This is a genomic window from Bradyrhizobium cajani, from assembly GCF_009759665.1.
GTDB classification, from domain to species: domain Bacteria; phylum Pseudomonadota; class Alphaproteobacteria; order Rhizobiales; family Xanthobacteraceae; genus Bradyrhizobium; species Bradyrhizobium cajani.
In genome coordinates this window covers 164,790-191,334 of record NZ_WQNE01000005.1, presented here as the reverse complement: position 1 = coordinate 191,334, position 26,545 = coordinate 164,790, and the positions used below count along the sequence as shown (strand labels likewise).

27 protein-coding genes, 1 tRNA gene and 1 pseudogene are annotated in these 26,545 nt (G+C 64.6%); 14 read left to right on the top strand and 15 right to left on the bottom strand.

Going from position 1 to position 26,545, the window contains the following annotated elements; translation table 11 throughout:
- Nucleotides 1-477: 477 nt before the first annotated feature.
- From GPL20_RS09280 to GPL20_RS09260, 5 genes are all read left to right on the top strand, one after another.
- Complete coding sequence (locus tag GPL20_RS09280; protein ID WP_157329270.1) at nucleotides 478-1,902, top strand: efflux RND transporter periplasmic adaptor subunit; 1,425 nt, start codon at nucleotides 478-480, stop codon at nucleotides 1,900-1,902.
- Nucleotides 1,899-2,624 (top strand): ABC transporter ATP-binding protein, encoded by a 726-nt coding sequence (locus GPL20_RS09275; RefSeq protein WP_157329269.1) that lies wholly within the window; start codon nucleotides 1,899-1,901, stop codon nucleotides 2,622-2,624. The genes GPL20_RS09280 and GPL20_RS09275 overlap by 4 nt, the downstream gene beginning before the upstream one ends.
- Nucleotides 2,621-3,844, top strand: coding sequence for an ABC transporter permease (locus tag GPL20_RS09270; protein WP_157329268.1), 1,224 nt, complete (start codon nucleotides 2,621-2,623; stop codon nucleotides 3,842-3,844). Before GPL20_RS09275 ends, GPL20_RS09270 begins: the two co-directional genes overlap by 4 nt.
- A 49-nt stretch (nucleotides 3,845-3,893) precedes the next feature.
- A complete protein-coding gene (locus GPL20_RS09265; protein ID WP_167532954.1) occupies nucleotides 3,894-4,211 on the top strand; it encodes a response regulator transcription factor in 318 nt (105 codons plus the stop codon).
- Nucleotides 4,212-4,509: 298 nt separating this feature from the next.
- Nucleotides 4,510-6,363: an alkaline phosphatase family protein gene (locus GPL20_RS09260; RefSeq protein WP_157329266.1), complete on the top strand. Its 1,854-nt coding sequence runs from the start codon at nucleotides 4,510-4,512 to the stop codon at nucleotides 6,361-6,363.
- A gap of 51 nt (nucleotides 6,364-6,414) precedes the next feature.
- Here GPL20_RS09260 and GPL20_RS09255 read toward each other — a convergent pair whose 3' ends face one another.
- Nucleotides 6,415-6,999, bottom strand: coding sequence for a hypothetical protein (locus GPL20_RS09255; protein WP_167532953.1), 585 nt, complete (start codon nucleotides 6,997-6,999; stop codon nucleotides 6,415-6,417).
- Between the two features lie 382 nt (nucleotides 7,000-7,381).
- Between GPL20_RS09255 and GPL20_RS09250 the strand changes: the two genes are divergently transcribed.
- Entirely contained in the window at nucleotides 7,382-8,041 is a 660-nt protein-coding gene (locus GPL20_RS09250) for a peroxiredoxin (protein WP_157329265.1), read from the top strand.
- A gap of 119 nt (nucleotides 8,042-8,160) precedes the next feature.
- Here GPL20_RS09250 and GPL20_RS09245 read toward each other — a convergent pair whose 3' ends face one another.
- The gene (locus tag GPL20_RS09245) at nucleotides 8,161-9,891 is read right to left on the bottom strand and encodes a methyl-accepting chemotaxis protein (protein WP_157329264.1); all 1,731 of its coding nucleotides are present in this window, start codon (nucleotides 9,889-9,891) and stop codon (nucleotides 8,161-8,163) included.
- 133 nt (nucleotides 9,892-10,024) lie between these two features.
- Between GPL20_RS09245 and GPL20_RS09240 the strand changes: the two are divergent.
- Nucleotides 10,025-10,431 (top strand): annotated as a pseudogene (locus GPL20_RS09240) (FAD-binding domain-containing protein); the annotation flags it as partial.
- 66 nt (nucleotides 10,432-10,497) lie between these two features.
- Complete coding sequence (locus tag GPL20_RS09235; RefSeq protein ID WP_167532952.1) at nucleotides 10,498-10,791, top strand: histone; 294 nt, start codon at nucleotides 10,498-10,500, stop codon at nucleotides 10,789-10,791.
- 140 nt (nucleotides 10,792-10,931) lie between these two features.
- On the opposite strand, the gene GPL20_RS09230 is transcribed toward GPL20_RS09235, so the two are convergent.
- Nucleotides 10,932-11,804: a DMT family transporter gene (locus GPL20_RS09230; RefSeq protein WP_157329262.1), complete on the bottom strand. Its 873-nt coding sequence runs from the start codon at nucleotides 11,802-11,804 to the stop codon at nucleotides 10,932-10,934.
- Nucleotides 11,805-11,907: 103 nt separating this feature from the next.
- The gene (locus tag GPL20_RS09225) at nucleotides 11,908-12,354 is read right to left on the bottom strand and encodes a hypothetical protein (RefSeq protein ID WP_157329261.1); all 447 of its coding nucleotides are present in this window, start codon (nucleotides 12,352-12,354) and stop codon (nucleotides 11,908-11,910) included.
- A 293-nt stretch (nucleotides 12,355-12,647) separates the two neighbouring features.
- On the opposite strand from GPL20_RS09225, the gene GPL20_RS09220 reads away from it, so the two are divergent.
- The gene (locus GPL20_RS09220; protein ID WP_157329260.1) at nucleotides 12,648-12,911 is read left to right on the top strand and encodes a hypothetical protein; all 264 of its coding nucleotides are present in this window, start codon (nucleotides 12,648-12,650) and stop codon (nucleotides 12,909-12,911) included.
- Nucleotides 12,912-12,938: 27 nt separating this feature from the next.
- Here the strand turns inward: GPL20_RS09220 and GPL20_RS09215 are convergent, their stop codons facing one another.
- On the bottom strand, nucleotides 12,939-13,400 hold the full coding sequence (locus tag GPL20_RS09215) for a host attachment protein (protein WP_157329259.1): 462 nt from the start codon (nucleotides 13,398-13,400) through the stop codon (nucleotides 12,939-12,941).
- Between the two features lie 328 nt (nucleotides 13,401-13,728).
- Here GPL20_RS09215 and GPL20_RS09210 point away from each other — a divergent pair, with 328 nt between their 5' ends.
- The 3 genes from GPL20_RS09210 to GPL20_RS09200 all read left to right on the top strand — a co-directional run bounded on the left by GPL20_RS09210 (nucleotide 13,729) and on the right by GPL20_RS09200 (nucleotide 15,425).
- On the top strand, nucleotides 13,729-14,004 hold the full coding sequence (locus tag GPL20_RS09210; protein WP_157329258.1) for a hypothetical protein: 276 nt from the start codon (nucleotides 13,729-13,731) through the stop codon (nucleotides 14,002-14,004).
- A gap of 176 nt (nucleotides 14,005-14,180) precedes the next feature.
- Entirely contained in the window at nucleotides 14,181-14,315 is a 135-nt protein-coding gene (locus GPL20_RS39930) for a hypothetical protein (RefSeq protein WP_256557449.1), read from the top strand.
- Nucleotides 14,316-14,459: 144 nt separating this feature from the next.
- The gene (locus GPL20_RS09200) at nucleotides 14,460-15,425 is read left to right on the top strand and encodes an AraC family transcriptional regulator (protein ID WP_167532951.1); all 966 of its coding nucleotides are present in this window, start codon (nucleotides 14,460-14,462) and stop codon (nucleotides 15,423-15,425) included.
- A gap of 57 nt (nucleotides 15,426-15,482) precedes the next feature.
- Here GPL20_RS09200 and GPL20_RS09195 read toward each other — a convergent pair.
- From GPL20_RS09195 to GPL20_RS09185, 3 genes are all read right to left on the bottom strand, one after another.
- Nucleotides 15,483-15,559 (bottom strand) — tRNA-Arg (locus tag GPL20_RS09195).
- Between the two features lie 154 nt (nucleotides 15,560-15,713).
- Complete coding sequence (locus GPL20_RS09190) at nucleotides 15,714-16,232, bottom strand: hypothetical protein (RefSeq protein WP_157329256.1); 519 nt, start codon at nucleotides 16,230-16,232, stop codon at nucleotides 15,714-15,716.
- A 161-nt stretch (nucleotides 16,233-16,393) separates the two neighbouring features.
- Complete coding sequence (locus tag GPL20_RS09185; protein WP_157329255.1) at nucleotides 16,394-16,966, bottom strand: hypothetical protein; 573 nt, start codon at nucleotides 16,964-16,966, stop codon at nucleotides 16,394-16,396.
- Between the two features lie 153 nt (nucleotides 16,967-17,119).
- Here GPL20_RS09185 and GPL20_RS09180 point away from each other — a divergent pair, with 153 nt between their 5' ends.
- On the top strand, nucleotides 17,120-17,503 hold the full coding sequence (locus GPL20_RS09180; protein ID WP_157329254.1) for a VOC family protein: 384 nt from the start codon (nucleotides 17,120-17,122) through the stop codon (nucleotides 17,501-17,503).
- A gap of 50 nt (nucleotides 17,504-17,553) precedes the next feature.
- On the opposite strand, the gene GPL20_RS09175 is transcribed toward GPL20_RS09180, so the two are convergent.
- Nucleotides 17,554-18,051: a hypothetical protein gene (locus GPL20_RS09175; RefSeq protein ID WP_254125889.1), complete on the bottom strand. Its 498-nt coding sequence runs from the start codon at nucleotides 18,049-18,051 to the stop codon at nucleotides 17,554-17,556.
- 250 nt (nucleotides 18,052-18,301) lie between these two features.
- On the opposite strand from GPL20_RS09175, the gene GPL20_RS09170 reads away from it, so the two are divergent.
- Complete coding sequence (locus GPL20_RS09170) at nucleotides 18,302-18,652, top strand: GrlR family regulatory protein (protein ID WP_167532950.1); 351 nt, start codon at nucleotides 18,302-18,304, stop codon at nucleotides 18,650-18,652.
- 125 nt (nucleotides 18,653-18,777) lie between these two features.
- On the opposite strand, the gene GPL20_RS09165 is transcribed toward GPL20_RS09170, so the two are convergent.
- The 6 genes from GPL20_RS09165 to GPL20_RS09140 all read right to left on the bottom strand — a co-directional run bounded on the left by GPL20_RS09165 (nucleotide 18,778) and on the right by GPL20_RS09140 (nucleotide 26,368).
- Nucleotides 18,778-21,465: a PAS domain S-box protein gene (locus GPL20_RS09165; RefSeq protein WP_157329252.1), complete on the bottom strand. Its 2,688-nt coding sequence runs from the start codon at nucleotides 21,463-21,465 to the stop codon at nucleotides 18,778-18,780.
- 125 nt (nucleotides 21,466-21,590) lie between these two features.
- Nucleotides 21,591-22,505, bottom strand: a complete 915-nt coding sequence (locus tag GPL20_RS09160; protein ID WP_157329251.1) for a DMT family transporter — start codon at nucleotides 22,503-22,505, stop codon at nucleotides 21,591-21,593.
- An 81-nt stretch (nucleotides 22,506-22,586) separates the two neighbouring features.
- Complete coding sequence (locus tag GPL20_RS09155; RefSeq protein WP_157329250.1) at nucleotides 22,587-23,402, bottom strand: NUDIX hydrolase; 816 nt, start codon at nucleotides 23,400-23,402, stop codon at nucleotides 22,587-22,589.
- Nucleotides 23,403-23,406: 4 nt separating this feature from the next.
- The gene (locus tag GPL20_RS09150) at nucleotides 23,407-24,360 is read right to left on the bottom strand and encodes a dihydrodipicolinate synthase family protein (RefSeq protein WP_157329249.1); all 954 of its coding nucleotides are present in this window, start codon (nucleotides 24,358-24,360) and stop codon (nucleotides 23,407-23,409) included.
- A gap of 105 nt (nucleotides 24,361-24,465) precedes the next feature.
- Complete coding sequence (locus GPL20_RS09145; RefSeq protein WP_157329248.1) at nucleotides 24,466-25,344, bottom strand: SDR family oxidoreductase; 879 nt, start codon at nucleotides 25,342-25,344, stop codon at nucleotides 24,466-24,468.
- Between the two features lie 163 nt (nucleotides 25,345-25,507).
- A complete protein-coding gene (locus GPL20_RS09140; RefSeq protein WP_157329247.1) occupies nucleotides 25,508-26,368 on the bottom strand; it encodes a MaoC family dehydratase in 861 nt (286 codons plus the stop codon).
- Nucleotides 26,369-26,545: the final 177 nt, after the last annotated feature.

The window sequence follows — 26,545 nt, the reverse complement described above, 5'->3', positions numbered from 1 at the left end:
TCTTAGCGCCAACACCGTTCGGACACGAGTGAAGTTGTTCACATATCTGGCTTCGTGATCGCACCGGTTCGATCTCGCCGGCGAAGGCGGCACGGCGAGGCGATATCGAGAATACGGCAAATCGCTGGCCTCGCCGTAGCATCGCAAGTCGCGTCATAAGTCGCGTCATGGCATCGTCACGCATCTGCCAACTCGAACGCCGGCCGGTGGCCTCTTCGGCGAGACCAGACGGGACGTTCAGTCGACTTATCGAGTTCGATACCGCGCGCGTGGTATTGATACGCTCGGTATGCATTCGCATCAAATCACGAAAGGTAGTACCACGCAGGCTTTACTACTGGATCATCAAGCGCGCCCGACCGTCGCCCCGGCAACGGCGACATACTGACGATCGGTATCACTTTGGTGATTTTACAACCATAGCGCGATCAAAATCCGTGCCGCCAGCGAAACCATTTCAAGAGGCGGGTTTTTAGTATGCGATTTGTTTCAATTATTGCCTTGCTCGGAACGGCATGCGGCCTCGCAACGGTCTATGTTGCGAAGCCGGCCATCATCACCGGAGCGGAGAGCGCGGCGGACAAGGCCACCCGCGCCTATGAATCGACCAGGCGGCTGCTCACGCCTGCCGGGAGCGAAGCCCCGACCTTCGGGTCGGATGCGCCCGTGTTCCGCTATGCCTCGATCCAGCGCGGCAGCGTCGAGCAGACCATCACCGTCACCGGCGCGCTCCAGCCGGTCAAAACGATCGAAGTGGGTTCCCAATTGTCCGGGCAGCTCGCCCGGGTCTATGTCGACTTCAACGACACGGTCAGCAAGGATCAGCCGCTGGCCCTGATTGACCCGCGCAGCTTTGCGGCCAAGGTCGACGAAGCCAAGGCCTCGCTGGCCGTCGCCAACTCCCTGGTGGACATCGCGCGGGCCAAGCTCGATCGCGCCAGGATCGATCTGCAAAACGCCCGGGGCAGCCGGGATGTGCTCGCCGCCAAGCTCGAGAGCGCGCAGGCGGTCAAATCCTCGGCACAGAAGACCCTGCAGCGGAAGCTGGCGCTCCAGTCGCAAAACGTGGTCGCGACGACGACGGTCGACGACGCGCAGACGGAGTTCACCGCCCGTCTGGCCCAGGAACGCGAAGCCGAGGTCCTGATGTCCCTCAACTCCTACTCGGTGGATGGGGCGCAGGCCGACGTCCGCCGGATCGAAGCCGAGCTGCAGCAGGCACGGATGGCGGTGCCGGAGAAAGCGGCCGTTCTCGCCGCGGCGCAAGCCGATCTCGACCGCACCGTGATCCGTTCGCCGATCGACGGCGTCGTCGTCGGCAGGTTCGTCAACGAAGGCCAGACGCTCGCGGTCGGACTCGAATCGCGCACCACCTTCGTGGTTGCGCACCGCCTGGAGGATATGGAGATCCACGCCCAGGTCGACGAAGCCGATATCGGGCGCATCGCCCCCGGCCAGCCCGCCCATTTTACGGTGGATGCCTATCCCGACCGCCGCTTCGAGGCCGTGGTGCGGCAGGTGCGCAAGGCGCCGCAGAACCAGCAGCACGTCGTCACCTACACCGTGGTCCTGGCGACGTCCAATCTCGACGGTGCGTTGCTGCCCGGCATGACCGCCCTGGTGAAGATCGTGATCGAGCGGCAGGACGACGTGCTGAAAGTGCCGCTCGCCGCGCTGCGCTTCCAGCCCTCCGGCACGCGACCGGACGCCTCCGCTCGCAGCGGGGTATGGGTGCGCACCGCAAGCGGCTCGCTCCAGCGCATTGTCGTGACGGTCGGCGCAGCCGGCACCGAACAGGTGGCGCTCAGGAGCGGAGACCTCGTCGAGGGCAGCCAGGTTGCAGTCGGCCAGGCAATCCGTCCCGCTGGCATGGAATTTCTCGGGATCAGGTTCGGATCATGACCGCCTCTCCGCCCCTCATCAGCCTCCAGTCGGTCAGCAGGACCTATCGCACCGACGGAATCGCGGTGGCCGCGGTGCGCAATGTCAGCTTCGACATCGAGCAAGGCGAGATCGTCGCCGTGATGGGACCGTCCGGCTCCGGCAAGTCGACGCTGATGAACATGATCGGGCTGCTCGACCTGCCAAGCGAGGGGGCGGTCTATCTGGAGGGAGCCAATGTCGCCGATCTCTCGGAAGATCGCCGCTCCTCGTTGCGCGCCCGGAGCATCGGCTTCGTGTTCCAGTCCTACAATCTGCTCGCCCGCCACGACGCGATCGAGAACGTCGCGCTGCCGCTGGTCTATTGCGGCATCGGTCGCAAGGAACGTCTGGCGCGCGCCGAGCGGAGCCTGGAAGCCGTCGGCATGCTGCACCGGGCCCATCACTTCCCGCGGCAGCTCTCCGGCGGCGAGCAGCAGCGCGTCGCGATCGCGCGTGCGCTGATCGCCTCCCCGCTGATCGTGCTCGCCGACGAGCCGACCGGCGCGCTCGACAGTCGCACCGGCGCCGAGATCCTAGCGCTGTTCGCCGCGCTCAACCGGACCGGCCAGACCATCGTGATGATCACGCATGATCCCGGCATCGCGACGCAATGTAACCGCACCATCCGCCTGCACGACGGCGAGCTCGTCGGCGACGAGACGCAGGTTCAGATCCTGCCGAAACGGAGCGCTGCGTCATGACGATGCTCCAGGGCTTTCAGATCGCACTGCACGCCTTGCGCCTCAACCCGCTGCGCAGCTTCCTCACCATGCTCGGCATCGTGATCGGGGTCGCCTCGATCGTGACGGTGTTTGCGATCGGATCAGGCGCACAGCTTCGCCTTCAGGAGCAGATCCGCTCGATCGGCGCCAACGTGCTGATGATCACGCCCGGCGCGGTCTACCAGGGCGGCGTGCGCCTCAAGGACGGCAGCAAGCTGACGATGACCGAGAGCGATGTGCAGGCCATCCTCGAGCAGATTCCGGAAATCCAGGCTGCGGCCGGCTCCATCGCCGGAACGGCACAGGTCATCCACGAGAGCAAGAACTGGAATACGACGATCAACGGCACCACGACCGGACATTTCATGGTGCGCGACTGGCAGCTTGCGAGCGGACGCTATTTCTCCGGCGCCGAGGAAGCCGCCGCCGGCAAGGTCGTGATCCTCGGAAGCACGGTCGCGCGCGAGCTGTTCGCGCCCGGCGACGACCCGATCGGCGCGCAGATCAGGATCATGAAGGTGCCGCTGGAAGTGGTCGGCGTGCTCGATCGCAAGGGCCCGGCGCAGGACGACGTCGCCTTCGTGCCGCTCGCCACGGCCAAGCTTCGCTTCCTCGGCAGCGCGAGCAACATCAACCGCGATTCCGTCGCCTACATCATCGCCAAGGTGGCTGCTGACGGACAGATGGCGGGGGCGCGATCGGAGATCGAGAACCTGTTGCGGCAGCGCCACCGGATCCCCTCCGGCCAGGAAGACGACTTCAAGGTCCAGGATCCGGCCGCCGCCATGGAAGCGCAGCAGGGAGCGATCCGCACCGTCGCGCTCCTGCTGGTCGCCATCGCCTCCGTCTCGCTGCTCGTCGGCGGCATCAGCATCATGAATGTCATGATCGTATCGGTCACCGAGCGCACGCGAGAGATCGGAATCCGCCGCGCGCTCGGCGGGCGGATGCGGGACATCCGTCTTCAATTTCTCTGCGAGGCACTCGTCCTCTGCCTGCTCGGCGGTGCCATCGGCGTCGGCGGCGGCGTCACACTCTCGATGACGGTCGCCCGCATGGCCGGATGGATCACTTCGATCGACGGCCAGGCGATCGGCCTTTCCCTCGTCTTCTCGATCGCCACCGGTCTCATCTTTGGTTTTTATCCCGCCCACAAGGCATCCAAGCTCAGCCCGATCGAGGCTCTCAAGACGGAATGAGAACATGCTGGGATGTTCGCATCAACCAAAAGCCAGGGAGGAACCAGTCATGGGTCCGGATCCAAAGGATTCGATTACGCCGACACCGCGCGAACGCGAGTTGATGACGCTGATCGCGCGAGGGATGCAGAACAAGAACATCGCCTACGAGCTCAAGATCTCGGAGAACACGGTGCGGGCGCATATCGGCAACATCATGCGCAAATACCGCCTCCAGAACAGAACACAGATAGCGATCGCGTTTGCGCTGCATGCAGCGCCATCATCGCTACGCCGGGATCTTGCCAATCCCGCGGACTATCCGACGGCAACCAAGCCCGCGCAGGCCCTTGCACAAAATCCGCGGGTGCAGACCGCGCCGGAATAGTGGCTCGGCCCTGCCCTCGTTCGGGCCTTCGACTGGTCTGTCATTTTCGTATTTTGAATTTGAAGATTTGATTTTCGACGACGCATTTCGGCCGTGGGGCCAACCAGACCGCGCCGCGCAGGGATTCGGGATTGCGGCGCCGCGGGCGCAACGACCAGATCGTGGCAACAAGATCGCCCTTCCTGTGCCCCTCGCATAGCTTTGGCCCCTTGTAACAAAACCGTCATACAGCAAAACTAAACGGGTTGCCGGGGGCCGCGGTCGGCGGCCACGCCGCCACACCGCAGGAGAGACTTCTATGCGCCGTTCACTGGTGTTGCTGTCCGCCGGACTGACAGTCTTGTCCACCGGACTTGCCTCCGCCCAGAACAACACGCCCCGTAACCTGATCCTGTTCATCCCTGACGGCCTTCGGGCGCTAAAGGTCACACCGGAGACGGCGCCGGCAATGGCCGAGGTCCGCGACAAGGGCGTCAACTTCAAGAACCCGCATTCGCTCTTCCCGACCTTCACCATGGCCAACGGCTCGGCGATGTCGACCGGCCATTATCTCGGCGACACCGGCGTGTTCTCCAACACGATCTGGACCAACTACACGTCAGTGCCCGCCGGCGACACCGTGGTCCCCTTCATCGAGAACGACGCCGTGCTCGGCGACATCGACGAGCACTTCAAGGGCGACTACCTCAACGAAGAGACCATTCTCAAGATGGCCCGCGACAAGGGCCTCAGCACCGCGGCAATCGGCAAGGTCGGCCCGACTTACCAGTTCGACCATACTGACAAACCCGAGAAAGCCGGCCTGCATTCGGTCGTGTTCGACGACTCCACCGGCGGCAAGAACGGCGTGGCGCTGTCGGACGAGGTGAAGGACGCGCTGACCAAGGCCGGCCTGCCCCTCGCCACGCCGCCGCGTGGCGACAATTCCAAGGCGGGCGATGCCAAGACGCCCGGCACCACGGTCGCCAACGTCGCGCAGCAAGCCTATTTTGCCGACGTCGCCACCAAAGTCGTGCTGCCGATGTTCAAGGCGCGCAACAAGCCGTTCGTGCTGGTGTTCTGGTCGCGCGATCCCGACGGCAGCCAGCACAATACCGGTGACAGCCTCAACCAGATCATGCCCGGCATCAACGGCCCGACCTCGATGGCCGGCATCAAGAATGCCGACGACAACCTCGCCCAGATCCGCAAGGCGCTGGACGAGCTCGGGCTTGCCGCGAGCACCAACATCATGGTTCAGGCCGACCACGGCTTCTCGACCATCTCCAAGGAGAGCAAGACCAGCCCCTCGGCCAAGGTCAGCTATGACGACACGCCGAAGGACTTCCTGCCTATGGGCTTCCTGGCGATCGATCTTGCCAAGGCGCTCGACCTGCCGCTGTTCGATCCCAACGACAAGAACGCGAAGGTCGAAGGCAACAAGCATCCCAAGGCCGGCAACGGCGTACTCGGCAAGGATCCGGCCAAGCCCGATCTCGTCGTTGCCACCAATGGCGGCTCCGACCTGATCTATCTGCCGAGCAAGGACAAGAAGCTGGCGGCCAAAACCATCAAGGCGCTGCTCAAGCAGGACTACGTCTCCGGCCTGTTCGTCGAGGATTCGCTCGGCCGCTTCCCCGGCACCCTGCCGCTGTCGAGCATCAACCTGCGCGGCAAGGCGGCGACGCCGACGCCGGCGATCGTCGTCAACTTCCGCTCCTATGCCAGCGATTGCGGCGAGGCGCCGACCAACTGCTCGGTGCAGGTGGCCGATACCGTGCTGCGCCAGGGCCAGGGCATGCATGGCAGCTTCAGCCGTGGCGACACCATGAACTTCATGGCGGCCATCGGTCCGGACTTCAAGGCTGGCTATGTCGACGAGATTCCCGTCAGCAACGCCGACGTCGGCATGACGGCCGCCCAGCTCCTCGGGCTGCGCGGCGCGCAGAACGGCGGCCTCGTCGGCCGGGTGATGTCGGAGGCGCTGCCCAACGGCATCGTGCCGAGAGCGTTCAAGACGGTCGAAAAGTCCAAGAAGTCCGAGAACGGTCTCCAGACCGTCCTCAACGTGCAGCGCGTCGGCAGCCAGCGCTATTTCGACGCCGCCGGCTTCCCTGGCCGCACGCTCGGTCTCGAGCCGGACGCCGACAAACAAAAAACGGCGGGGAAATAACCCCGCCGTTGTCTCTCGCGCCTCGCAAGGGGCGCGAGAACATCTCGGATCTTACATGCCGATGTCGAATACGTTCGGCAATTGGCCCGCCAGAGGCAGCGCGGTGGCGCCCAGGAAGGTCGCCACCATCGCCATCAGGCGACGGTTGTTCTGGCGCTTGCCGCGCATCTGGCCGGCAATCCACTCCAGCATCTCGCTGTTGACCTTCGAGGCATAGGACGGCGCCCAGCTCTCGATGTCGGATTCTGCCGACAGTGCGACGCTGCGCGGCGGCACCTTCAGGCCCGAGGCGCTCGCGGCATAGTGGGCCACGGCCTTGGCAAGCAGGTCGTCGAACCGTCCGCCATCGGTGCGCTCGGTTGCAGCCTCGTTGATCTCGAACAGGACTTCGGCCTCGGTGCGGCTTACCGGCTGGTCGTTGACCGCGGCAGCGGTCAGGATACGGGCGCACCAGGCGGTGTCATCGGCGTCGAGCGAACGGGAGAAGTGCACCCTTCCCTTGGTGGTCGGGCCTTCGCCCGTGATCACGCCGTCGCGCACGATGGTCAGCGCATGGGCCGCGGTATCGCGGCAGGACGGTTCGAGGGACGGCGACTCGGTAGGCTTCTCAACGGACTTGGGCGCAGCGACAGACATAGTTCACTTCCAGATTTCTTCTGACCGGCCAGCATTTCCATGCGGGCGTAAAGAGGTGGTTAATGATTGGATACGGGGATCGCGACTTTTCTCAATGGTTGCCGATTAGTCGCTACGAGGACCATTTCGGTTCCGGAGAGCGTCGGGCGAGCGTGATGCGAGTCATAAAAGGCATTATCGGGGCGAGCGGAGCCGTGTGACCCCGGGTGGAGATGTTTCGCCGCAGGCGCCGCTGTAACAGAAAGGTGCTACAAAATCGGCTCTTCAAAGCAGGAATTCACATTTTACTTGAGCCGGTTCACTTGGCCTCGCCAAGATCCTATACTGAAGGTGACGGCCAGAGGTAAATTCACAAGTAAATTCAATGCGATGAGGTAGAACCATGACACTTCCGATCGGCGCCACCGCACCCGACTTCGAAGCCGAGACCACCGAAGGGAAGATCAAGTTCCACGACTGGATCGGCAATAGTTGGGCCCTGTTGTTCTCGCACCCCAAGGACTTCACGCCAGTTTGTACGACCGAGCTCGGCGCTCTCGCCAAGTTGAAACCGGAGTTCGACAAGCGCGGCGTCAAGCTGATGGGCCTCTCGGTCGATCCGGTCGACCGCCATTCCAAATGGTCGGAGGACATCAAGGAGACGCAAGGCGCCGCTCCGAACTATCCGATGATCGGCGACACCGACTACAACGTCTCGAAGCTGTACGAGATGCTGCCGGCCTCGACCTCGGGCGATCCCCTCACCCGCACACCGGCCGACAACCAGACCGTCCGCAACGTCTTCATCATCGGGCCCGACAAGAAGATCAAGCTGGTGCTGGTCTACCCGATGACCACGGGCCGTAACTTCCAGGAAATCCTGCGCGTCGTCGACTCGCTCCAGCTCACCGCCAAGCATCGCGTCGCGACGCCGGCCGACTGGACCCAGGGCGAAGACGTCATCATCGCGGGCTCGGTCTCCAACGACGAGGCCAAGACGATCTACCCGCAGGGCTGGAAGGAGCCGAAGCCCTACATCCGCATCGTGCCGCAGCCGAAGTGACTTTTGGCGGTTGCGCCTAGCAACCGCAAAAAGTCATCCCGGGGCGCGCGAAGCGCGAACCCGGGATCTCGAGATTCCGGGTTCGGTGCTTCGCACCGCCCCGGGATGACGACGTGGGACTACGCCGCGTGCACGCGGTCGAGGAAGCCGTCGACCTCGGCCTTCAGATGCAGGCTCTCGCCCGACAGCGTCTGGGCCGAGGCGAACATCCGGCTCGACGTCTCGCCGGTCTCGCTGGCGCCCTTGGCGGCGTGACGGACGTTGACGGCGACATCGGCCGTGCCCGACACCGCCGCGCGAACGCTGGCCACGATGTTGTGGGTCGCACTCTTCTGCTGCTCGACCGCAGCCGAGATCGAGCCGGCGATGCCGCTGATACGCTCGATGGTCTGGCCGATCGCCTTGATGGCAACGACCGATTCCTCGGTCGCGAGTTGCATGCTTTCGATCTGGTTCGAGATCTCGTCGGTCGCCTTGGCGGTCTGGCCGGCCAGCGTCTTGACCTCCTGGGCCACCACCGCGAAGCCACGGCCGGCATCGCCCGCGCGTGCGGCCTCGATGGTGGCGTTCAGCGCCAGCAGGTTGGTCTGCTCCGCGATCGAGGTGATCAGCTTGACGACGTCACCGATGCGCGCGCCCGCCTCGGAGAGCTGTGCGATGCGCTGGTCGGTGGCCTCGGCTTGCCGCACTGCCTCGGCGGAAATCTCGTTCGATTCCTGCACCCGGCGGGTGATCTCGGAGATCGACTGAGACAATTCGTCGGAGGCCGACGCCGCCGAACGCACGTGCTCGGAGGCATTTTCGGAAGCTCCAGCCGACTGCGCCGACAGATCGGCGGTGGAACGTGCGAGGTCGGTGAGTTGCCGCGCCGCCCGTTCGAACTCGCCGGAAGAGTTCAACACCTTATCGAGGGTGCCGCCGACACTGCCGCGGAACTCCTCGACGAAGTTGCGCAGTTCCGCCTTGCGCTGCTCGGCTGCGGCAGCCGTGGCCGCTGCCTGCTCGCTGCGCAGGCGCGCCCGCTCCAGCGAATTGCTCCTGAACACCGCGACCGTGCGGGCGATCTCGCCGATCTCATCGGCGCGATCCTCGCAATCGATCGCGACGTCGCTCTGGCCGTCGGCGAGCGCCGTGAGCGAGCGCGTGACCGAGGTGAGCGGACGCGTGACACGGCGGACGATCAGCAGGGTGAGGATCAGGACCAGAAGCGCGGCGAGCCCTGCGGCAGCCGCCATGCTCTCGATCGCCTGGGTCAGCATGCTCTCGAACTGGGCCATCGGAATGCCGACGTAGAGAATGCCGGCGACCTTGCCGGTCGAATCCGCGATGGGAAAATAGGCGGTCATGAACGACTTGCCGAACAGCGTGGCCGGTCCTTTATAGGCCTCGCCACGACGCAGCGGCGCCTGCCCCGGATGATCGGCGGCAAGCTGGGTGCCGACGGCGCGATCGCCATTCTCTTTCTTCACGTTGGTCGAGCGTCGCACGAACTGTCCGCTCGCATCGTCGAACACGAACAGGGTCGCATTGCCGCCGACATAGGACACCGCGCGATCGACGATGGCGTGATCCCTGAGGTCGGGCATTTTGGGAATCTCGGCGCGCACCACCGCGCCGTCCCTCACCGTGATCTTGACGTCTGGGACGGTCTCGGCAAAGGCCAGCGCCAGCGTGCGCAGATTGACTTCGATGTCGCGCAATGCGCGATCATTGAAGGCGGACGTCAGCGACCAATAGCCGGCGCCGACCACGAGCGCCGTATTCATGGCGATCAGCAGCACCGCGCACATGACCGCCTTGGTGCCGAGCTTGAACTGCGGCAGGAACTTCGCCGTTAGACCGTTGGACATGTATGGAATTACCCCCGTAATTCCTGCATATTCGTGCAATCGGCTTACGGCCGCATTAACGGCCGTTCGCACCGCCGCACGCGACATGCTTTCCAAATCGTAAACGAGGCCTCCCTGACCCGAGCTCCGGCACACCGGGGTGATGCACAACCGGGTCCGGATGGTGGCCGCCTCCTTGCTCGTCAAGCACCTCCTGGTCGACTGGCGTGACGGCGAGAGCTGGTTCTGGGGCACGCTGGTCGACGCGGATGTCGGCAGCATGGCAATGGGTGCTGGCTGCGGCGCCGACGCCGCGCCTATGTCCGCGTCTTCAACCCGGTGCTTCAGGGCGAGAAGTTCGATCCGGATGGAACCTACGTCCGCCGTTGGTGCCGGAGCTGCAAGGGCTGCCGGCGAAGCTCGTCCACCGTTGCAGGCAACGCCGATCGAGCTGGCGAGCGCCGGCATCACGCTCGGCAGACCTATCCGCAGCCGATCATCGATCACGCCATGGGACGCGAGCGTGCGCTCTCGGCCTACGCAAGGATCCGTAGAGGTTGAGCGTTACTTTGACACAATTTCGAATCCCGCTATCGTCATCGCTCCATACAAGCAATGGGGGACGATATGGACGACGAGAAGCCGGTCAGCGAACAGGCGATGGATACGATCACCACTGCGGTGGAAGCGACCAAGGACGCCGCAGTCACCGCCGTCAAGAAGGTCAGGAAAGCCGCCAAGAAGGTCGCGAAGAAAGCCGCGCCGAAGAAGGCCGCCAAGAAGAAAGCGAAGAAGACGACGAAGAAAGCTGCAAAGAAGTCGTCCAAGAAAGCCGCGAAAAAGGCCGCCAAGACATCTGCAAAGAAGGGCGCCAGGAAAGCCGCCAAGTCGAAAAAGAAGGCCAAGAAGACCAAGCGCTGATCGCGATGCCAAAGCAGGTCTCCGGGTGCGGGCGCGCCCGGAGACGGCTCCACTCTACCCCCGTCTCTTGAATGCTCCCAACCTGGCACGAACAGGCCGCGCACGTCAGGGATGTATTCCGCCCGCCCCCGGCTGCCCGCCTAGTGGCGCCGGTTGACCACGAACACCGCCGCCGCGCACATCGCCATTCCGCCGATCGCCAGCGCGTCGAGCCTCTCCCCGAACAGCAGATAAGCCATCAGCGCCGTCACTGCCGGCACCAGATAGAACAGGCTCGCGACCGACGTCGCCGCAGCGTGGCGGATCAGCCAGTACAACAGCCCGATCGATCCGATCGAGAGCGCCACGGCAAGCCAGGCGAGCGCGAGCACGAACTCCTGCGTCCAGTGCACCACGCGGTCCTCGAACAGGAAGGCGCCGATCGCGAAGAAAATGGTGACGGACACATATTGCACGAGATTGCCGGCGCGCCAGTCGATGTGATTGCAGTAGCGCCGCTGATAGAGCGTGCCGAGCGTGATGCTGATCAGCGAGACCACCGAGGCCAGCCAGCCGAGTCCGGCCTCGCCCGTCATCGGACGGTTGTGCAGGATCAGCACAACGCCGCCGAGGCCGAGCACGAGCCCGCCCCACTGCACCGGCGTCACCTTCTCGCCGAGCCAGCGGTTGGCGATGGTCGAGGTCAGGATCGGCTGAAGGCCCGGAATGAGCGCGGAAAGCCCGGCCGGAATCGAATGCGCGATCGCGATCGCGGTGCCGCCGAGATAGAAGCCGTGGACGAGGATGCCCGCAACTGCGCTATGCGCGATGCCGATCCCATCAGGCCATTTCGGCCGTGCTACGCCAGCGATGATCGCCATCAGGCCGACCACGATCGCCATCCGGATGGCCAGATAGGTCAAGGGGTCGGCATTGTTGATGACGTATTTGGTGCCGATGAATCCAGTGCTCCAGAGCAGCACGAACAGGATCGGCGCGGCGCGGGCGGTCAGGGCTTCTTGATTGTGGCTCATTGCCGCCCTCATTGCCCCACCGGGACCTATGCGGCAATGCCAATTTCCTCCTGCGCGATGTTGCGGCGCGACAGAGAGCCGAAAAGCGGCTCAGCTCAGGCACTCACCATTCTTCCGGACAGGGGTCGATGATCTTCCAGAGCTCGACACCGTTCTTGATCTTCTTCATGTCGGTGGTGAGCCCGCCATTGCGGCGGATCCAGTCCTTCACCTTGTCCGGATAGTAGGACATGAGATCGGAGGTGCCCTCGGCGCTGGTAACCTTGATGCCGAAGGTGAAGGCCTTGTCGTAGTAGGCCTGATGGAAGCCGAGACTGGCGCGCGGCGTCACGCAGATCTTGTTCATCGGCACGATGCCGAGCACGAGCGTGCAGGCCGAGTTGCAGATACCGTCGATGATGACGCGCTCGCCCTTCTCGCGGACGCGCTTGTACTTGGCCTTGTACTCCTCGACATAGCCGCCATGGTCGCGGGTGATGTGCAACTCCGCCCGCGCCGGCGTGGCGGCAGCGACGGAGAGCAACAGCAGGCTCGGAAGCGTGATGCGCATGGCGACGTGACGGTGGCAGCCTTCAGGAATGGACCGGCCTCGAAGGACCCCCAAAGGGCCGGCGACAGGATTCTTAAGCGAATTCTCTTTGGTCATACTTGTGTGGGGAATTCGTTAAGCATCCCGAAAAGGCCAAAAATGGGCAGCCTTTGGCCGCATGTCTGGGCAATTCTGTCACACCCTCCCGGGAATCTGCGGGATGGGCCCCGATTTCGGGCCGCCGGACAGGTGTCCTGCCGGCCCGAAATGGCTATAGATGGACGACCTATTCGCGCGGGTTCCGGAGAATCAAGATGAGCAAGTTGAAGCTTGTAGCCGCGGTTGCTGCCCTGTCGGCCGTAACCCTTGCCCCCAGCCTGTCGGAGGCGCGGGGACATCACCGGTACCATCGCCACTACACCAATCCGCTGCCCTACCCGATCAGCTACCTGCATAATTACGGGCCCGGGATCACCCCCGGCACTTTCGCCTATTACGACGGCCCGGCGACCAACCACTGTTACCGGAGCGCCGCCGCCTATATCGGCCAGGATGGCCGCCGGCACCCCTGCTACTGAGGGACGCCGGCGCGGTCGGAGGGCCCCTTACTTTGGGGCTCCCGATCGCAGCAACTGCTTTTCGATCTCGTAGACCGGCAGCTTGACGAGGTCCTTGCTCACCTCTGCCTGGAGCGCCTTGCGCACGGCATCGGAATAGTCGGCTCGGATCATGCCGAGTGCCCGCGGCGAGGCCACCATGGTCAGCGCCGAGGTCTCGCCCGCGCTCACGGCGGAATCGAGCCGGCCGGCCAGGCCGCGGAGGAAGGCGCGCTCGGCCTCGTCATGCCAATCGGCCTGCTCGGCCGAACTGCGCGCACCGCCGACCGCGGCATGCAATCGGCCCGGCGCGTCGGTCCCCTGTGCGCTGGTCGAGAGGTTAGGCTGCTCGTGCACCTCCCTGGTGTGGAGGTTCGGAAACATCTCGTCGCCGAGGTTTTCCAGAATGAGCGCCTTGCGCCCGTCGCACACGACCAGCCAATCACCCTTGTCGATTCTCATCTTGTCCATTGCACTGCTCCAAACTAACCCATGGGCTTCCGACCGACGCGAGCGACCGGAGGCGCCTTCTGATTCCTCGAAGGACTGCCCACGCCGCAAGACTAGGGACGAAGCGGGCGACGCGAATTGCGCAGGATCAAGAACCGAAGCGAACTGCGGCGAGCGTGGTCGAACGCGACATTGGCCATAGGCCGGACATGAGCTAGGCTGGCAGAGCCGGATCAGGCTTGGGGCGGACTGGCTGAAGATTTGTTCATCGGCATTACATTTCGGTTCCGCCACAATTTGATCAGAACATCTTCGATATCCTGCATCGCGTAAGCGGAGGAAGATTATTATGAAGCTTAAGATTGGCCTCGTCGCCGCGTCCCTGTTCGGTGCTCTTGCGGCATCGCCGGCGGCGTTCGCCATGCCCGTCGCGCCCGCGCCTGCGACGCCGCAGATTTCCGGCGTCGAGCAGGTTCGCATGGTTTGCGATGCCTGGGGGCGGTGCTGGTGGCGTCCGAACTATTATGGGTATTACGGGCCGCGGCCCTATTACGGCCCGCGGTACTATGGGCCGCAGCGCTACTATGGCTATGGCCCGCGCTATTATGGCTATCGCCGGTGGTGAGATCCAGAAGGGGCCTTCGGGCCCTTTCGCTTTTGCAGGATCGCGGATTGCCGTAAGCCTGCGGCCGCCGCCCTGGAGCAATTCCAAAACTGATCCAGATCAAAGATGAAATTCGCCCGCGCCGTCATTCTACGTCGATGGCCGAGTTCATTGTTTTCCGATGCCCGCAGACGGGCATGAACGTGCAGACGCATCTGGAGAAGCAGCAAAGACTGGAGGGACGGAGCTTCGCGTCCTTCGCCTGCCCCGCCTGCACGCGGCTGCATTTCATCGACCTCGCCTCCGGCCAGCCGATGAGCCAGGAACGTTGACGGTGGCAATGATCGGCGGGCTTCATCGCATGATGTCCGCGATACTACGGCCCGAAATCCGGTTTACTGAAGCGCGATGTTTCGCCATTGATGGCGATGTACCGACGTTCATTTGATTGTCACATTGCCCGGCCGGCCAGACGCATGTTGTTCGATGCCCTCGCCCCGTCCTCTGCGCTTCGACTGATCGGCTTCCCCGACGTCGATGCTTTTCGGCCGATCGAGTCGATGGAGGACGCCCGAAGCATCCCGCTCGACGTCGCGAACTTCGCGGCGGCCCGCGCCGTCGTCTCCTTGCCGGCATGCCGCATCATCGTGATGAAATCCTTCGCGCGCATCCTCGACGCCACGTATCGGATGCCGGGCGGGATGGTGATCCTGTCGATGACCGACGACGTTCAGGCCAATTTCAAGGGTGAGGATCTCGACGCCCGTTTCTTCGTGGCGCTGCGCGGCATTGATGAATGTCACTTCGTCGAACCCCAGACCAATCATCACGCGATGATCATCCTTTCACCCGCCCTGAAAGACCGGGGCTGGTTCGACCGCGCCGATGATCTGCGGGCTTACGCCGCGAACCGGCCCGCCCTGCTCCACATACGGCAACTTCTGCTCGATATTCTGCGGACCGCGTCGGTGCAGCCGTTCCTGTTCCAAACCACCGAGGTCGCCGCCCATCTCCAGGAAGGCCTGCTGCTCGCGCTCGACGACTTGTTTCGGATCGAAACGCCGTCAGATCGAGGCGCCTCGGTCCATGGCCAGCGGTCGGTCAAACTCGTGCAGCGGATCGACGATTACATCGCAGCCCATCCGACCGCTCCAATCTATAGCGCCGATCTCGCAAGCGAGTTTGGCGTCTCGATGCGGACGCTGGGCGGCGCCGTGACCAAAGTGCGCGGCATGAGTCTGCACCAGTACATCCGTCTGAAGCGACTGTGGGCGACCCGCGCCCGGCTGCTCCGGGGCGGCGGTGTCAGCGTTGCCACATGCGCGCGCGCGCAAGGCTTCCATCATCTGGGCGAGTTTGCCGCAGCCTACCGCGCGACGTTCCACGAGACGCCCTCCGACACGCTGGCACGTGGCCGGCAAACCAGTCGCCCGACAGGCTGATGCCGCAGGCGATCATCCGGGTCGCGGCCGAACATATCCGGAACATTAAGCTGGGACTGGCGCGCTCGGAAGGATTCGAACCTCCGACCCTCGGAATCGAAATCCGATGCTCTATCCAGCTGAGCTACGAGCGCCTGGCCCGGGCATTGGGCCGCGACCGAGATACGCCGGACCGCTGCTGGCGAGCCAGCACAGCGGGCAGCGTTCGTTCGGACGGGTTGGAATTAGCAGAGAGACTGACCAATAAAAAGCCCCACCCGCCTCCACCGAGGCGGGTCAAAGGCGCCCTCACCAGGTCGTGTTGAAGAGACCGAAATGCGGCTGCTGGGCCACCATCATCATCGGGCGGCCGGCCTGCGGGGCCGGATGCGCCCTGGCGACCTTGCGCCTCGGCTGTGCCTGGACCTGAGAAACCTGGCCCTGGGAAGCCTGAGCCACAGCCTGCGGCTTGGTCTCGCCCTTCCTGGCCGCGGTATCGGACTTCACGGCCGGCGTGAACTGGGCAAACGTCTCGCGCACCCGCGCCTTTGCCGACATCTCGGCAAGCGCCGGTGACACAGCCTCAGGCGGCTGCGGAGCCGCAACGGCGGCGGTCTTCACCACGGGCGCGGCGATGGTCGGCTGACTGGTGTCGAGCACGACACGCTCGGGCAGATGGCGATCGGAACGGATCCGGATCAGCGGCTGATCGCTGCTCGCGGTCGCGACGGCCTGCACCACGGGTGGCGAAGGCAGCACGAAGTTCGCCGCGAACAGCAGCACAAGCAAGGCGCCACCGACAAAGATGAAATACCGAAAGATGGGCATCGACCGCGCTCCGCCCCCCGCATCCACGCGTGGGCTCTCCGCCTTAATAGGCGATCCTTTAATTGGTTCCTGGCCCAGCCGTTTGGTTCAAATGGCAACGCCAAGTTTCCTGGCCAAGGACCGGGAACGGTAACTTTTCCGCTACCGCAGAATGCGGACCATTACGCGCGACGTGCTGCAACCAGCGAGCACTTCGCCTGGTCGGCGTTAACGTTGACGAAGCCGACAGTGATGCGCGCAAAGGTCTTGCGGCTCTTCATGCTTACGGGATCGGCCAGCACGCGGCTGCGGTTGGTGAGATGACTTCCGTCGCGTCGCGCGAATGCGCAAACAATCTCGACATCCTTTACGGCATAGTCGTTGTCGTTTCGCAGCGTAAACGTCACCAGCGCCTTCGAGCCAAGCCCGCCGCGGCGCCAGGTCTGTGAGGAGATCCTGAGACGATCGAGTTCGGCCATGGCCGGAGCCAGAGCTTCGGAAACCGGCGAGACAGCTGCGGGCGCATCGTCCGAACGAGACGTCTCGACGGACGCAAGCTCCGACTTTTCCGGTTGTGCGCTGTTGCCTTTGGAAAGGGGCAGCAGCATCCAGACGCCGCAGCCCACGATGATCGCGGCCAGCAGCCACAGAAGGCTTCGGCCAAAAGAGACGCTCGCGACCGTCACGGCCCGGGCCAGCCGCTCGCCGGTGCCGGCGAAGCGTTTCAACCCGATCCGGTCAAACCCTGCGTTCATGATTGCATCACGAGGGATTCCGCCACTGCTTACCTTAATCCGGAAGACGAACTAAGGTTCCCGCGCTCGTGCGAATCGGCAAGGACGGTGGCGATCACCGGCCGGCACCGTTAACATGCGCTGCAATATCGAAGACCCGTCGGGAGAAATGAAATGCCGGTCGTCACCTGGGATCACGTCCATCTGCGCAGCCCCGATCCGGAGGCCACGGCAGCCTGGCTGCGGGACATCCTCGGCGGCGAGATCGTACGTGCGCCGGGACGGATCGACGTGAATCTCGGCGGGGCCAGAATTTTCATTGCACCACTCGAGGGCGAAAGCGCCGTGAGCCCGCCGCCCCCGCACCCACATCAGGGTCTCGACCATTTCGGCCTCACGGTGAAGGACATCGACGCCGTCGCCGCCGAGATCAAGGCCAAGGGCGTTACGTTCACACGCGAGCCGACGACGATCCGGCCCGGCGTGCGCATCTGCTTCATCCGCGGTCCCGAAGGCATCTCCATCGAGCTGCTCGAGCGCGACAAGAAGTATACCTGACGCGGCGCAAGCCGCATCGAGCAGTCCAGGCGACGTGCCGTCTGGCGCGGCTATGTCATGCTGCCGGGCATGAAGCAGCGGATGGTGACGCCCATGTAGCCGTAGATCGGCCAAACCATGGTTCGTCCGACCCGGTTGGGCTCGGAGATCACGGCTTCCTCGGGTACGTCGACCCAGACGAGTTCCTGCCTCTGCCCGTCGAGCGCGTAGCCATAGCGCGGGATGCGGACACGATAGTGCCCGTCCTTGCTCTCCCAATCGGTATCCGAGAGCGCCGAGCCGTCGGCATCGGAGCAGCATGGTCCCTTGCCGCTTCGCAGGCTATCGAACCAGGCCTTCAATTCGGCATTGGTGTTGGCGAACTGACCGCGGTCGCGCGCGTGCCCGAAGGGGGCTGCGAGCGCAATCAAGGCCACGGCACAACCGGCCATCGCCACGCTTCGCCAGCGTGGCGCGCTGCCGATCCGCCATCGTTCTCTTTTGCAATTCGTGGGACGCGCACTGTACAGACGCGGCTCATCGCCGCCGGAATCGATCCAGTTGCTCACGTTCGTCTTGCTCCAGCACCCCGCGGCCAGTGCAACAATGGTTATGCATTTCGCGGGCCAACTTTGATTCGCAAGCACTGGCCTCGCACCATGATGAGACCGTCATAACCGCGTCATGGGCAAGCCGGGACAATTACGGCCCGCGGACTTGCCAACCGGCAAACTGCCGCGTTGCGCCAGCGGATGCGCTTTGGCATAAAAGCTCTACTGGTTACGCCACTGGGCGATGGCGGCCTGCCTGCGGGACGTTATGAAGAACGGCCTCTATTCAATTCACGTGAGCCTGCTCGATGGCCGGATCGGCAAGGGCAGCGGCGTGATCCTTTTCCGCGACGGCAAGATTCTTGGCGGCGACGCCTATCTCTATTACACCGGCAGCTACACGGTGAAGGACAACACCTTCAAGGGCGAGGTGCTGGTGCAGCGCCACACCTCTCCGCGCAATGACGACAATCCGCTGTTCGGCGGCCCCGCCCCGGTCGGCATCGGCGTCAGCGGCACCTTCACGGAGACGCGCGGGGAGATGACCGGCACGGCGCTGGTCGGCAAGGCCAGCCAGATCTTCGGCGCGACGCTGCACAGGCTCGCCGACGCCGATTAGGCGTGCAGCATCCGATCACGTTGACACGCGCGATCGGATGCTGATGTCTCGGCGCGGCTCTCGTTGGCAGATAACCATTGCCAGCATGCGACGGCTTGCGGCGCGTTAGTGAGCCCGCGGCCGGGTCACTCCGCGGCTTGTTCGAGCGGTGCCACGCGCGGCAGGATCATCTGGATGCGCGTGCCGCCGCCTGGCTCGGAATCGAGATCAAGCCGGCCACCGAGCCGGTTGGTGACGATGCTGTAGACGATGTGCAGGCCGAGGCCGGTGCCGCCCTGGTCGCGCCGGGTCGTGAAGAACGGATCGAAGGCGCGGCGGCGGACGTCGAGCGACATGCCGCAGCCATTGTCGGAGAAAATGATCTCGACATTGTCCTTGCCGGACTCGCGCACCTGGATGTCGATGGTCCCCGGCCGGCCGTCCGGGAAGGCGTGCGCCACCGAATTGAGGAACAGATTGGTCAGCACCTGGCCGTAAGGGCCGGGATAACTGTTCATGGTCAAATCCGGCTGGCACTCGACATTCAGCGTCAGATTGTGCTTGCGCAGACCCGGCCGTAGACTCATCACCACCTGTTCGGTGAGGTCGCCGAGGTCGAAGGTGCGCTGATCCGAATAGTTGCGGTCGGCCGCGACCTGCTTGAACGACTGGATCAGCTCGGCGGCGCGGTTGAGATTGGAGACGAGCTGCGAGGACGCGTCGCGGCTGGTGTTGAGGAAGTCGTTGAGCGTGGAGCGGCGGAGCTCGCCGCGCTCGACCTCGGACGTGAACATCGCGGTCTTGCGCTCCAGCGCGGAGGCGACCGTGAGGCTGATGCCGACGGGATTGTTGACCTCATGCGCGACGCCGGCAACGAGCCGTCCGAGCGCGGCGAGCTTCTCCGCCTCGATCAGCGAAGCCTGCGTCTCGCGCAGATTGCGCAGCGCCGTTTCGGCCGCTTCCTTGGCTTTGCGCATCTCCTGCTCGCCGCGCTTGCGCTCGCCGATGTCGAGCGCGACAGTGACGATCCGCTCGATCTCGCCCTCGGCGTCGAGCAGCGGCAGCTTGTTGACGAGCCATTGCCGCATGTTGCCGCCGGCGTCCTTGTATTCCTCCTCGTAGAAGCCGAGGCCCTTACGGAGCTTGAGCACCCTCTTGTCGCTCTCGTCGGACTTGGCCGCGCCGTAGCGCGACATCAGGTCGGCCGTGGTGCGGCCGAGCGCGTCGCCGGGCTCGATGCCGAAGATGCCGGCCATGTAGCGGTTCATCAGCACATAGCGCAGGTCGCGGTCCTTGACGTTGATGACCGCGGGCACGGTGTCGATGACCTGCTGGAGCAGGCGGCGGCCTTCGGCGATGGCATCTTCCGCGCGCTTCTGGTCGGTGATGTCGCGCAGCGTGCCCTCATAGCGGATGATGTTGCCCTGCTCGTCCCGCACCCCCGTGGCGCTGTCGGAGAGCCACAGGATGTTGCCGCTGCGCTGGCGCACCTGGTACTCGAACTCGCGCACCATGCCGTCACGCGCCATCAGCCGCTGATATTCGTCGCGCGCCTCGGGATGGACGTAGATCGTATGGGCGATGTCGTTGATGCTGTCGATCAGATGCTGCGGGCTGTCATAGCCCATCATCCGCGCCAATGCCGGATTGGCGTTGAGCAGGTCGCCAGCCGGGGTCGTCACGTAGATGCCGTCGACCGATCCCTCGAACAGTTTTCGGTAGCTCTCTTCCGCGAGCCGCTGTTCGGTGAGCGCCCGCACCGCCGCCTCGCGCGCGGTGTCGGCCTCCTCCAGGGCGCGGCGGAACACCTCTGCCGCCCGCGCGATGTCGCCGATCTCGTTGTCGAGATCGGCGGACGGGATCGAGGTGTTCTTCTCGCCCGCCGCAAGCGCGCGAATGGAGCGCGCGATCTGGGCGAGCGGACGGACCGTCCGCCTCACCACGAACCATGCCGCAGCCATGCCGATCAGCACGCCGATGGTGCCGAGCACGATGCTCTGCCAGCGGGCTTCCGTCAGCGTGCGGGCAAAGTCGCGCGACAGTACATGACCGCGCCGCGAACTGACCTCGCGCAGCAATTCGGTGACGCGCCCGATCAGCCGCCCCTCGGTGCCCAGCACCTCGCGGTCGATGTCGGCGATCTGGCGCTCCCTGACCGCAACGGCGATGATCGCCTCGGCGTAGTCGTTGACGGCCGTCTTCAGCCCGGCGTCCGCGATGTCCATCGCCCGCATGCCCTGCGCGGCCTGCTCGGCGGCGGACGGGTTGCGCGCAAGCAGCCCGAGCGCGATCCGGCTCTGCGCCTCGGACAGGCGGGACGCCAGCTCGCGGTCCGCGGCACCGGTGACGGCCGTGTCGAACCGGTCGCGCAGCGGCGGCAGGCCGGCGAGCAGCTGGGCGCGGCGGTCGATCAGAGTCGATATCCGCTCCAGGCCGCTGCGATAGGTCGCAAGCCGCTCCGTGACCCCGTCGATCATGTCCTGTTGCTCGGGCGCGAGCTCGATGCGGGTCTTCTTCAGGATGTCGCTCAGCGTCGAGGCCGCCTCGCCGACCTGCTGGAACTGAATGCCGGCGCCTGGGTCGGTGACGAAGTCGCGTGCCGCGAGCCGCAGCTCGTTCATGCGGCGGTCGATGTCCTCGGCGAGGTCGCCGACGCTCTGGAGCCGCTGCAGCTCGGCGAAGGTCGTGTCGATGTGCCGGATCGCGATCACGCTCGCGGTCGACGTGACGATGATCACCGCCAGCACCAAAATGAAGCTGCCGAAGGTGAGCTGGCCGATGGAGAGCGAGAATATTCGCTTTTTCTCGGGGGGCGGCGTCAATTCGGCGGACATTGGGGTTTTGAGGGACCGGGCAATTGGAGACCCAATATACGACGTATTGCGGGCCCGGGGGAACATGCCTCCCGCCTCGGAATATCCTTAATATCGTGATTCTCGGCCCGCCCGCCTTGCCGGCTTTATGACGTTTTGACGCTGGCCGGCCGCCGGGCCGGGATCGTCATGGCGGCCACGCCGAGGACGACGCAGGCAAGCCCGATCCAGGCGGTCTGGCTCAGCGTTTCGCCGAGGAAGGCGACACTGATGGCAACCCCGATGGGCACGCGCAGATAAGCCTGCGCGGTGGTGCCGACCGAACCCAACGTCTGGATCAGGCGGAAGTAGATCGCAAACGCCGCAGCGGTCGAGAACACGGCGAGCGCAAGCAGCGCCAGCACGGAGCTAAGCGAGGGCGACAACGTCCAGGGCTGCTCGACGACGAGCGAGGCCGGGATCAGCACGGCTGCACCCGCCAGCAGCGATCCGGCCGCGGGCGCCATGGGATCAAGGCCTTTAAAGCTGCGGCCGAAGATCGCGGCGCAGGCGTAGCAGATGGTGGCTGCGACGATGGCGGCCTCCGCGACGAGGCCGCTGTCGATGTCACGGAAGGCGTCGACGCCGACGATCAGGCAGATGCCGGCCATGCCCGCCACCACACCGAACAGCTTTCGCGGGGTCGTCGCCTCGTGGTGGGTGACGACGGCTGTGAGCAGGAAGGTGAAGATCGGCCCCGCCGAGTTGAGGATGGTGGCAAGCGCGGCATCGACGTGGTGCTCGCCCCAGGCGATCAGCGTCCAGGGGATGACGCTGTTGAGCACGGCCTGGAACGCGAAGCGCTGCCAGGTCGCGGCATCCGTCGGCATGCTGATGCCCCGCGCCCGCATCACGACAAGCAGCAAGAGCCCCGCGATCGTGGTGCGCGCCGCAATCAGCGTGATCGGCGGGATGGTGGCGACGCCGAGCTTGATGAAGGTGTAGGAGCCGCCCCAGAGCGTCGCGAGCGCGACCAGCAGCGCCAGCTCGGCGGCAATGTTGGTGTCCTGCCGGTGGTCCATCCGATGCGTCCCGTCCATTCCGCGAATGGACGGAACTTAGCGCGTCGCAGGCGCCAATACTTCGTTGCGTGCCGAAGTGTCCTAGCCGACCGCCCCGACCTCGAACACCTCGCCGTCATAGCCGGCTTCGCGGGGTATGCGGAGCTGGCGGCCGGTGCCGGTTTTGGTCATGACTGGCATCACGGTGACGATGGACATGCTGCGGGCATGCTCCAGCGCTGCGCTCACGCTGCCCTGCTTGGCCAGCCGGATCAGATTGCGCGTGGTCGGGAACGGCAGCTTGAAGCGGCCGCTCTCCCCGCCCTCCACCGCCTCGCGCGGCGAGACCCAAATGGAATCGGTCGACTCGCGACCGTCATGGGCGCCGAGCTGGTCGGGCGGTGCAGCGGCAAGGAAGAACCAGGTGTCGAACCGCTTCGGCATGCCCTCGGGCGTGATCCAGTGCGCGTAAGGCACGAGCGTATCGAGCGCGAGCTGGAGGCCGTTGTCGGCGAGAATGCTGAGGAAGCTGATCTTGTGCTCGTTGAGCGCGACGCGGTGCGCGTCGGCGATCTCGCCGGCGCGCCTGGCACCGATCGGCAACCCTGAATCCTTCGCCCGCGCCAGCAGAATGCCGCTCTCCTCAAAGGTCTCGCGGATCGCGGCAATCCGAAAGCCGCAGTCTGCCTCGCTAAGCCCCTCGCCGCCCGAATACAGGTCGGAGCGCGCGACGATCTCCTTGTCGCCGGCATCGACACTGCCGCCCGGAAACACCAGCGCGCCCGAGTTGAACTCGATCTGATGATGGCGAACCATCATGAAGACTTCGACTTCGTCGCGGCTCTTGCCGTCGACACCCGCGCCATCACGGAGCAGAAGGATGGTCGAAGCCGGGCGCGATGCTGATGTCTCGGCCATTCAACTAACCCGCGGCGCTTGATTGGGGCCCAAGATTGGCGCGCTTGTCGAAGCGGGCAACGCGCGACAGCAGATACTCGACCTCGGCCTTCGCCGTCGGCGTGATGGTCGCGCCGGGCTTGCGCTGGGCGCTGGAGGCGATGATGCCGCGCTTCTGCAACACGTATTTGCGAATGGTCAGGCCGACGCCCGGCTGCTGCTCGTAGCGGATCAGCGGCAGATGCGCATCGAACAGATCATGCGCGGCATCGCGCTTGCCGGCCTTGGAGAGGTTCACGACATCGATCAGAAGCTCGGGGAAGGCATAGCCGGTCATGGCACCGTCGGCGCCGCGCTCCATCTCGAAGTCCAGGAACGTGCCGCCGTTGCCGCAGAGGATCGAGAGCGGGCGGAGGGAGCCGTCCTTCTGGAAATTGCGCAGTGTCGTGATCTTCTCGAGGCCCGGCCAGTCCTCGTGCTTGAGCATCACGCAATTCGGATTGTCCATGACGATCTTGCGGATCACGGCGGGGGTGAACACCACTTGCAGGGTCAGCGGATAGTCCTGGAGCACCCAGGGCACGTCCGGGCCGATGGCTTCCGCAGCCTGCTTGAAATAGCCGACGATCTGGTCGTCGGTGCGGAGCGAGGGCGGCGGCGCGATCATCACGCCGGCCGCGCCCGCATCCATCGAGGCCTTCGCCAGCGAGCGCATGGTGGCAAAGCCCGGCGCGGAGACACCGACGATCACCTGCATCTTCTTGGCGCGCTTGACGAAGCGCACCGCCACCTGCTCAGCCTCGGCGGCGTCGAGCTTGGGCGCCTCACCGAGAATGCCGAGCACGGTAACGCCATCGCAGCCGACCTCCTCGTAGAAATCGGTCAGGCGGTCGATCGAGCGCTCGTCGATCCGGCCGTCATCGTGGAACGGTGTCGGCGCGATTGCGAAGGTGCCCTTGGCGTCGGCGGTGAGTTTCATAAGTCCTTTATCCTCTCGTTCGTCATTCCGGGGCGGCTCGCAGAGCCGAACCCGGAATCTCGAGGTTCCGGGTTCACGCTACGTGTGCCCCGGAACGACAGTGAATCAGAACCGCCGCGCGCCCATCTTGATCTGCTCCTCGGAGAAGAAGATCTCCTTGGCGTGATCGACGATGTCCTGGGCCTTCCAGCCCGTGTGCGGCGGTTTCCAGCCTTCCATTTCCATCATCCGCATCTCGCGCACGCCGCGGGGCCCGGACACGCCCAGCACCTTGCCGGTCTGGTCGCCCGACAAATCGCTGACCATGTATAGCACGGCCGGCGCGATGCCGTCCGGCCCCAGCGCCGCCGAGGGGTTCTCTTTGTAGCGGGGCAGGTCTGCGGTCATGCGGGTCAGTGCGCCCGGCGCCAGGGTCCAGATCCGGATGTTGTACTTGCGTCCCTCGATCGCCAGCACGTTGGACAGGCCCCAGATGCCACCCTTGGCCGCGCCGTAATTGGTCTGGCCGAAATTGCCGATCAGGCCCGAGGTCGAGGAGGTGTTGACGATGACGCCGCCGCCGTTTTCCCGCATCCAGCGAAACACCGGCATGGTGCAACAAAAGGCGCCCTTCAGATGCACCTTGATGACCATGTCCCAGTCGGCCTCCGAGGCCTTGGCGAAGGTCTGGTCGCGCAAAATCCCGGCGTTGTTGACGAGGATATCGGCGCGGCCAAAGTGCTTGATGGCGTCGTCGAACACCGACTGGCCGCCTTCCATGGTGGAGATGTCGGCCCCATTCGCGACGGCCTTGCCGCCCTCCGCCTTGATCGCATCGACCACTTGCTGCGCCATGGACTTGTCGGCACCGGAGCCGTCGCGGGGACCGCCGAGGTCGTTGACAACGACGGACGCCCCTTCCCGCGCGAACAGCCTTGCGTAGGCCTCACCAAGCCCCCCGCCCGCGCCGGTGATCAGCGCAACCTTGCCGTCGAGTAGTCCCATGGTGGCTTCTCCCTGTTTTTGTTTTCTTTCACCTCTCCCCGCCTGCGGGGAGAGGTCGGATCGCCCTTGCGGTCTCAAGACCGTCGCGGCTCGTGGTGAGAGCCCCCTCACCCCACCCTCTCCCCGCAAGAGCGGGGCGAGGGAGTACGCCGCCGGTGCCCGCCTAACCCAGCACCGTCTTGCCGTTCTTGATCACGGTGACGCCGCGCGACTTCACCTTGGCCTCGAACGAGATCACGTTGCCGTCCTTCCAGAGGTCCATGGTCACGGTCTCGCCGGGATAGACCGGCGAGGAGAACCGCGCGACGTGCTGGCGGAACGCGCTTGCGTCGTAGTCGGCATAGGTCTGGAGCACGCCGCGGCAGGTGATGCCGTAGGTACACATGCCGTGCAGGATCGGCCGCGGGAAGCCGGCCTTCTTCGCAAACTCGGGATCGCTGTGCAGCGGGTTACGGTCGCCGCAGAGGCGATAGACCAGCGCCTGGTCGGGGCGCGTGGTGATGTCGATGGTCTTGTCGGGGCTGCGCGACGGGATCTTGTGCGGATCCGGCTGGGTCAGATTCGGGCCGCCAAAGCCGCCATCGCCGCGGGCAAAGCGCGAAGCGACGAGCGTTGCGAGCTTCTCGCCCTTCTCGTTCTTCAGCACGGTCTGGTGGCTGATGACGACGCCCTTGTCCTTGCCCTTGTCGTAGACCTCGAGCACGGAGGAGTCCGCGGTGATGTGCGCGGCCACCGGCAGCGGCTGATGAAAGGTGATGTCGCGCTCGCCGTCGACCACCATCACGCGGTTGAGGTTCATCTCGCCGGGACCCGAGCCCCAGGCTGCGACGGATGCAAAGGTCGGCACCACCTTGAGCGGCCGCGGCGTCAGCGTGCCCTCGTTGACGAAGGCGAGCTCGTTTTCATCCATGGGGTCGGCGCCGAGCCCGATGCCGCAGGCGTAGAGCATGACTTCGCGATCAGCGTAGGCGTATTTCTGGCCGAGGTTTTTCAGGCCTTTGAGCTCTTCATATCTGGCCGACATTTTTCTGGTTTCCTCCCGGTCTCTCAGCGAGCAGCGGCGCTCGTTAATGTGCCCTCTCCCCTTGTGGGAGAGGGCAGCACCGCTCTTGCAACAAACTCACTCGGGTGAGGGGTTCGCTCCGCAGTGACACTTTTCGTGTGGAGAGAGACCCCTCACCCGGCAGCCTTCGGCTGCCAC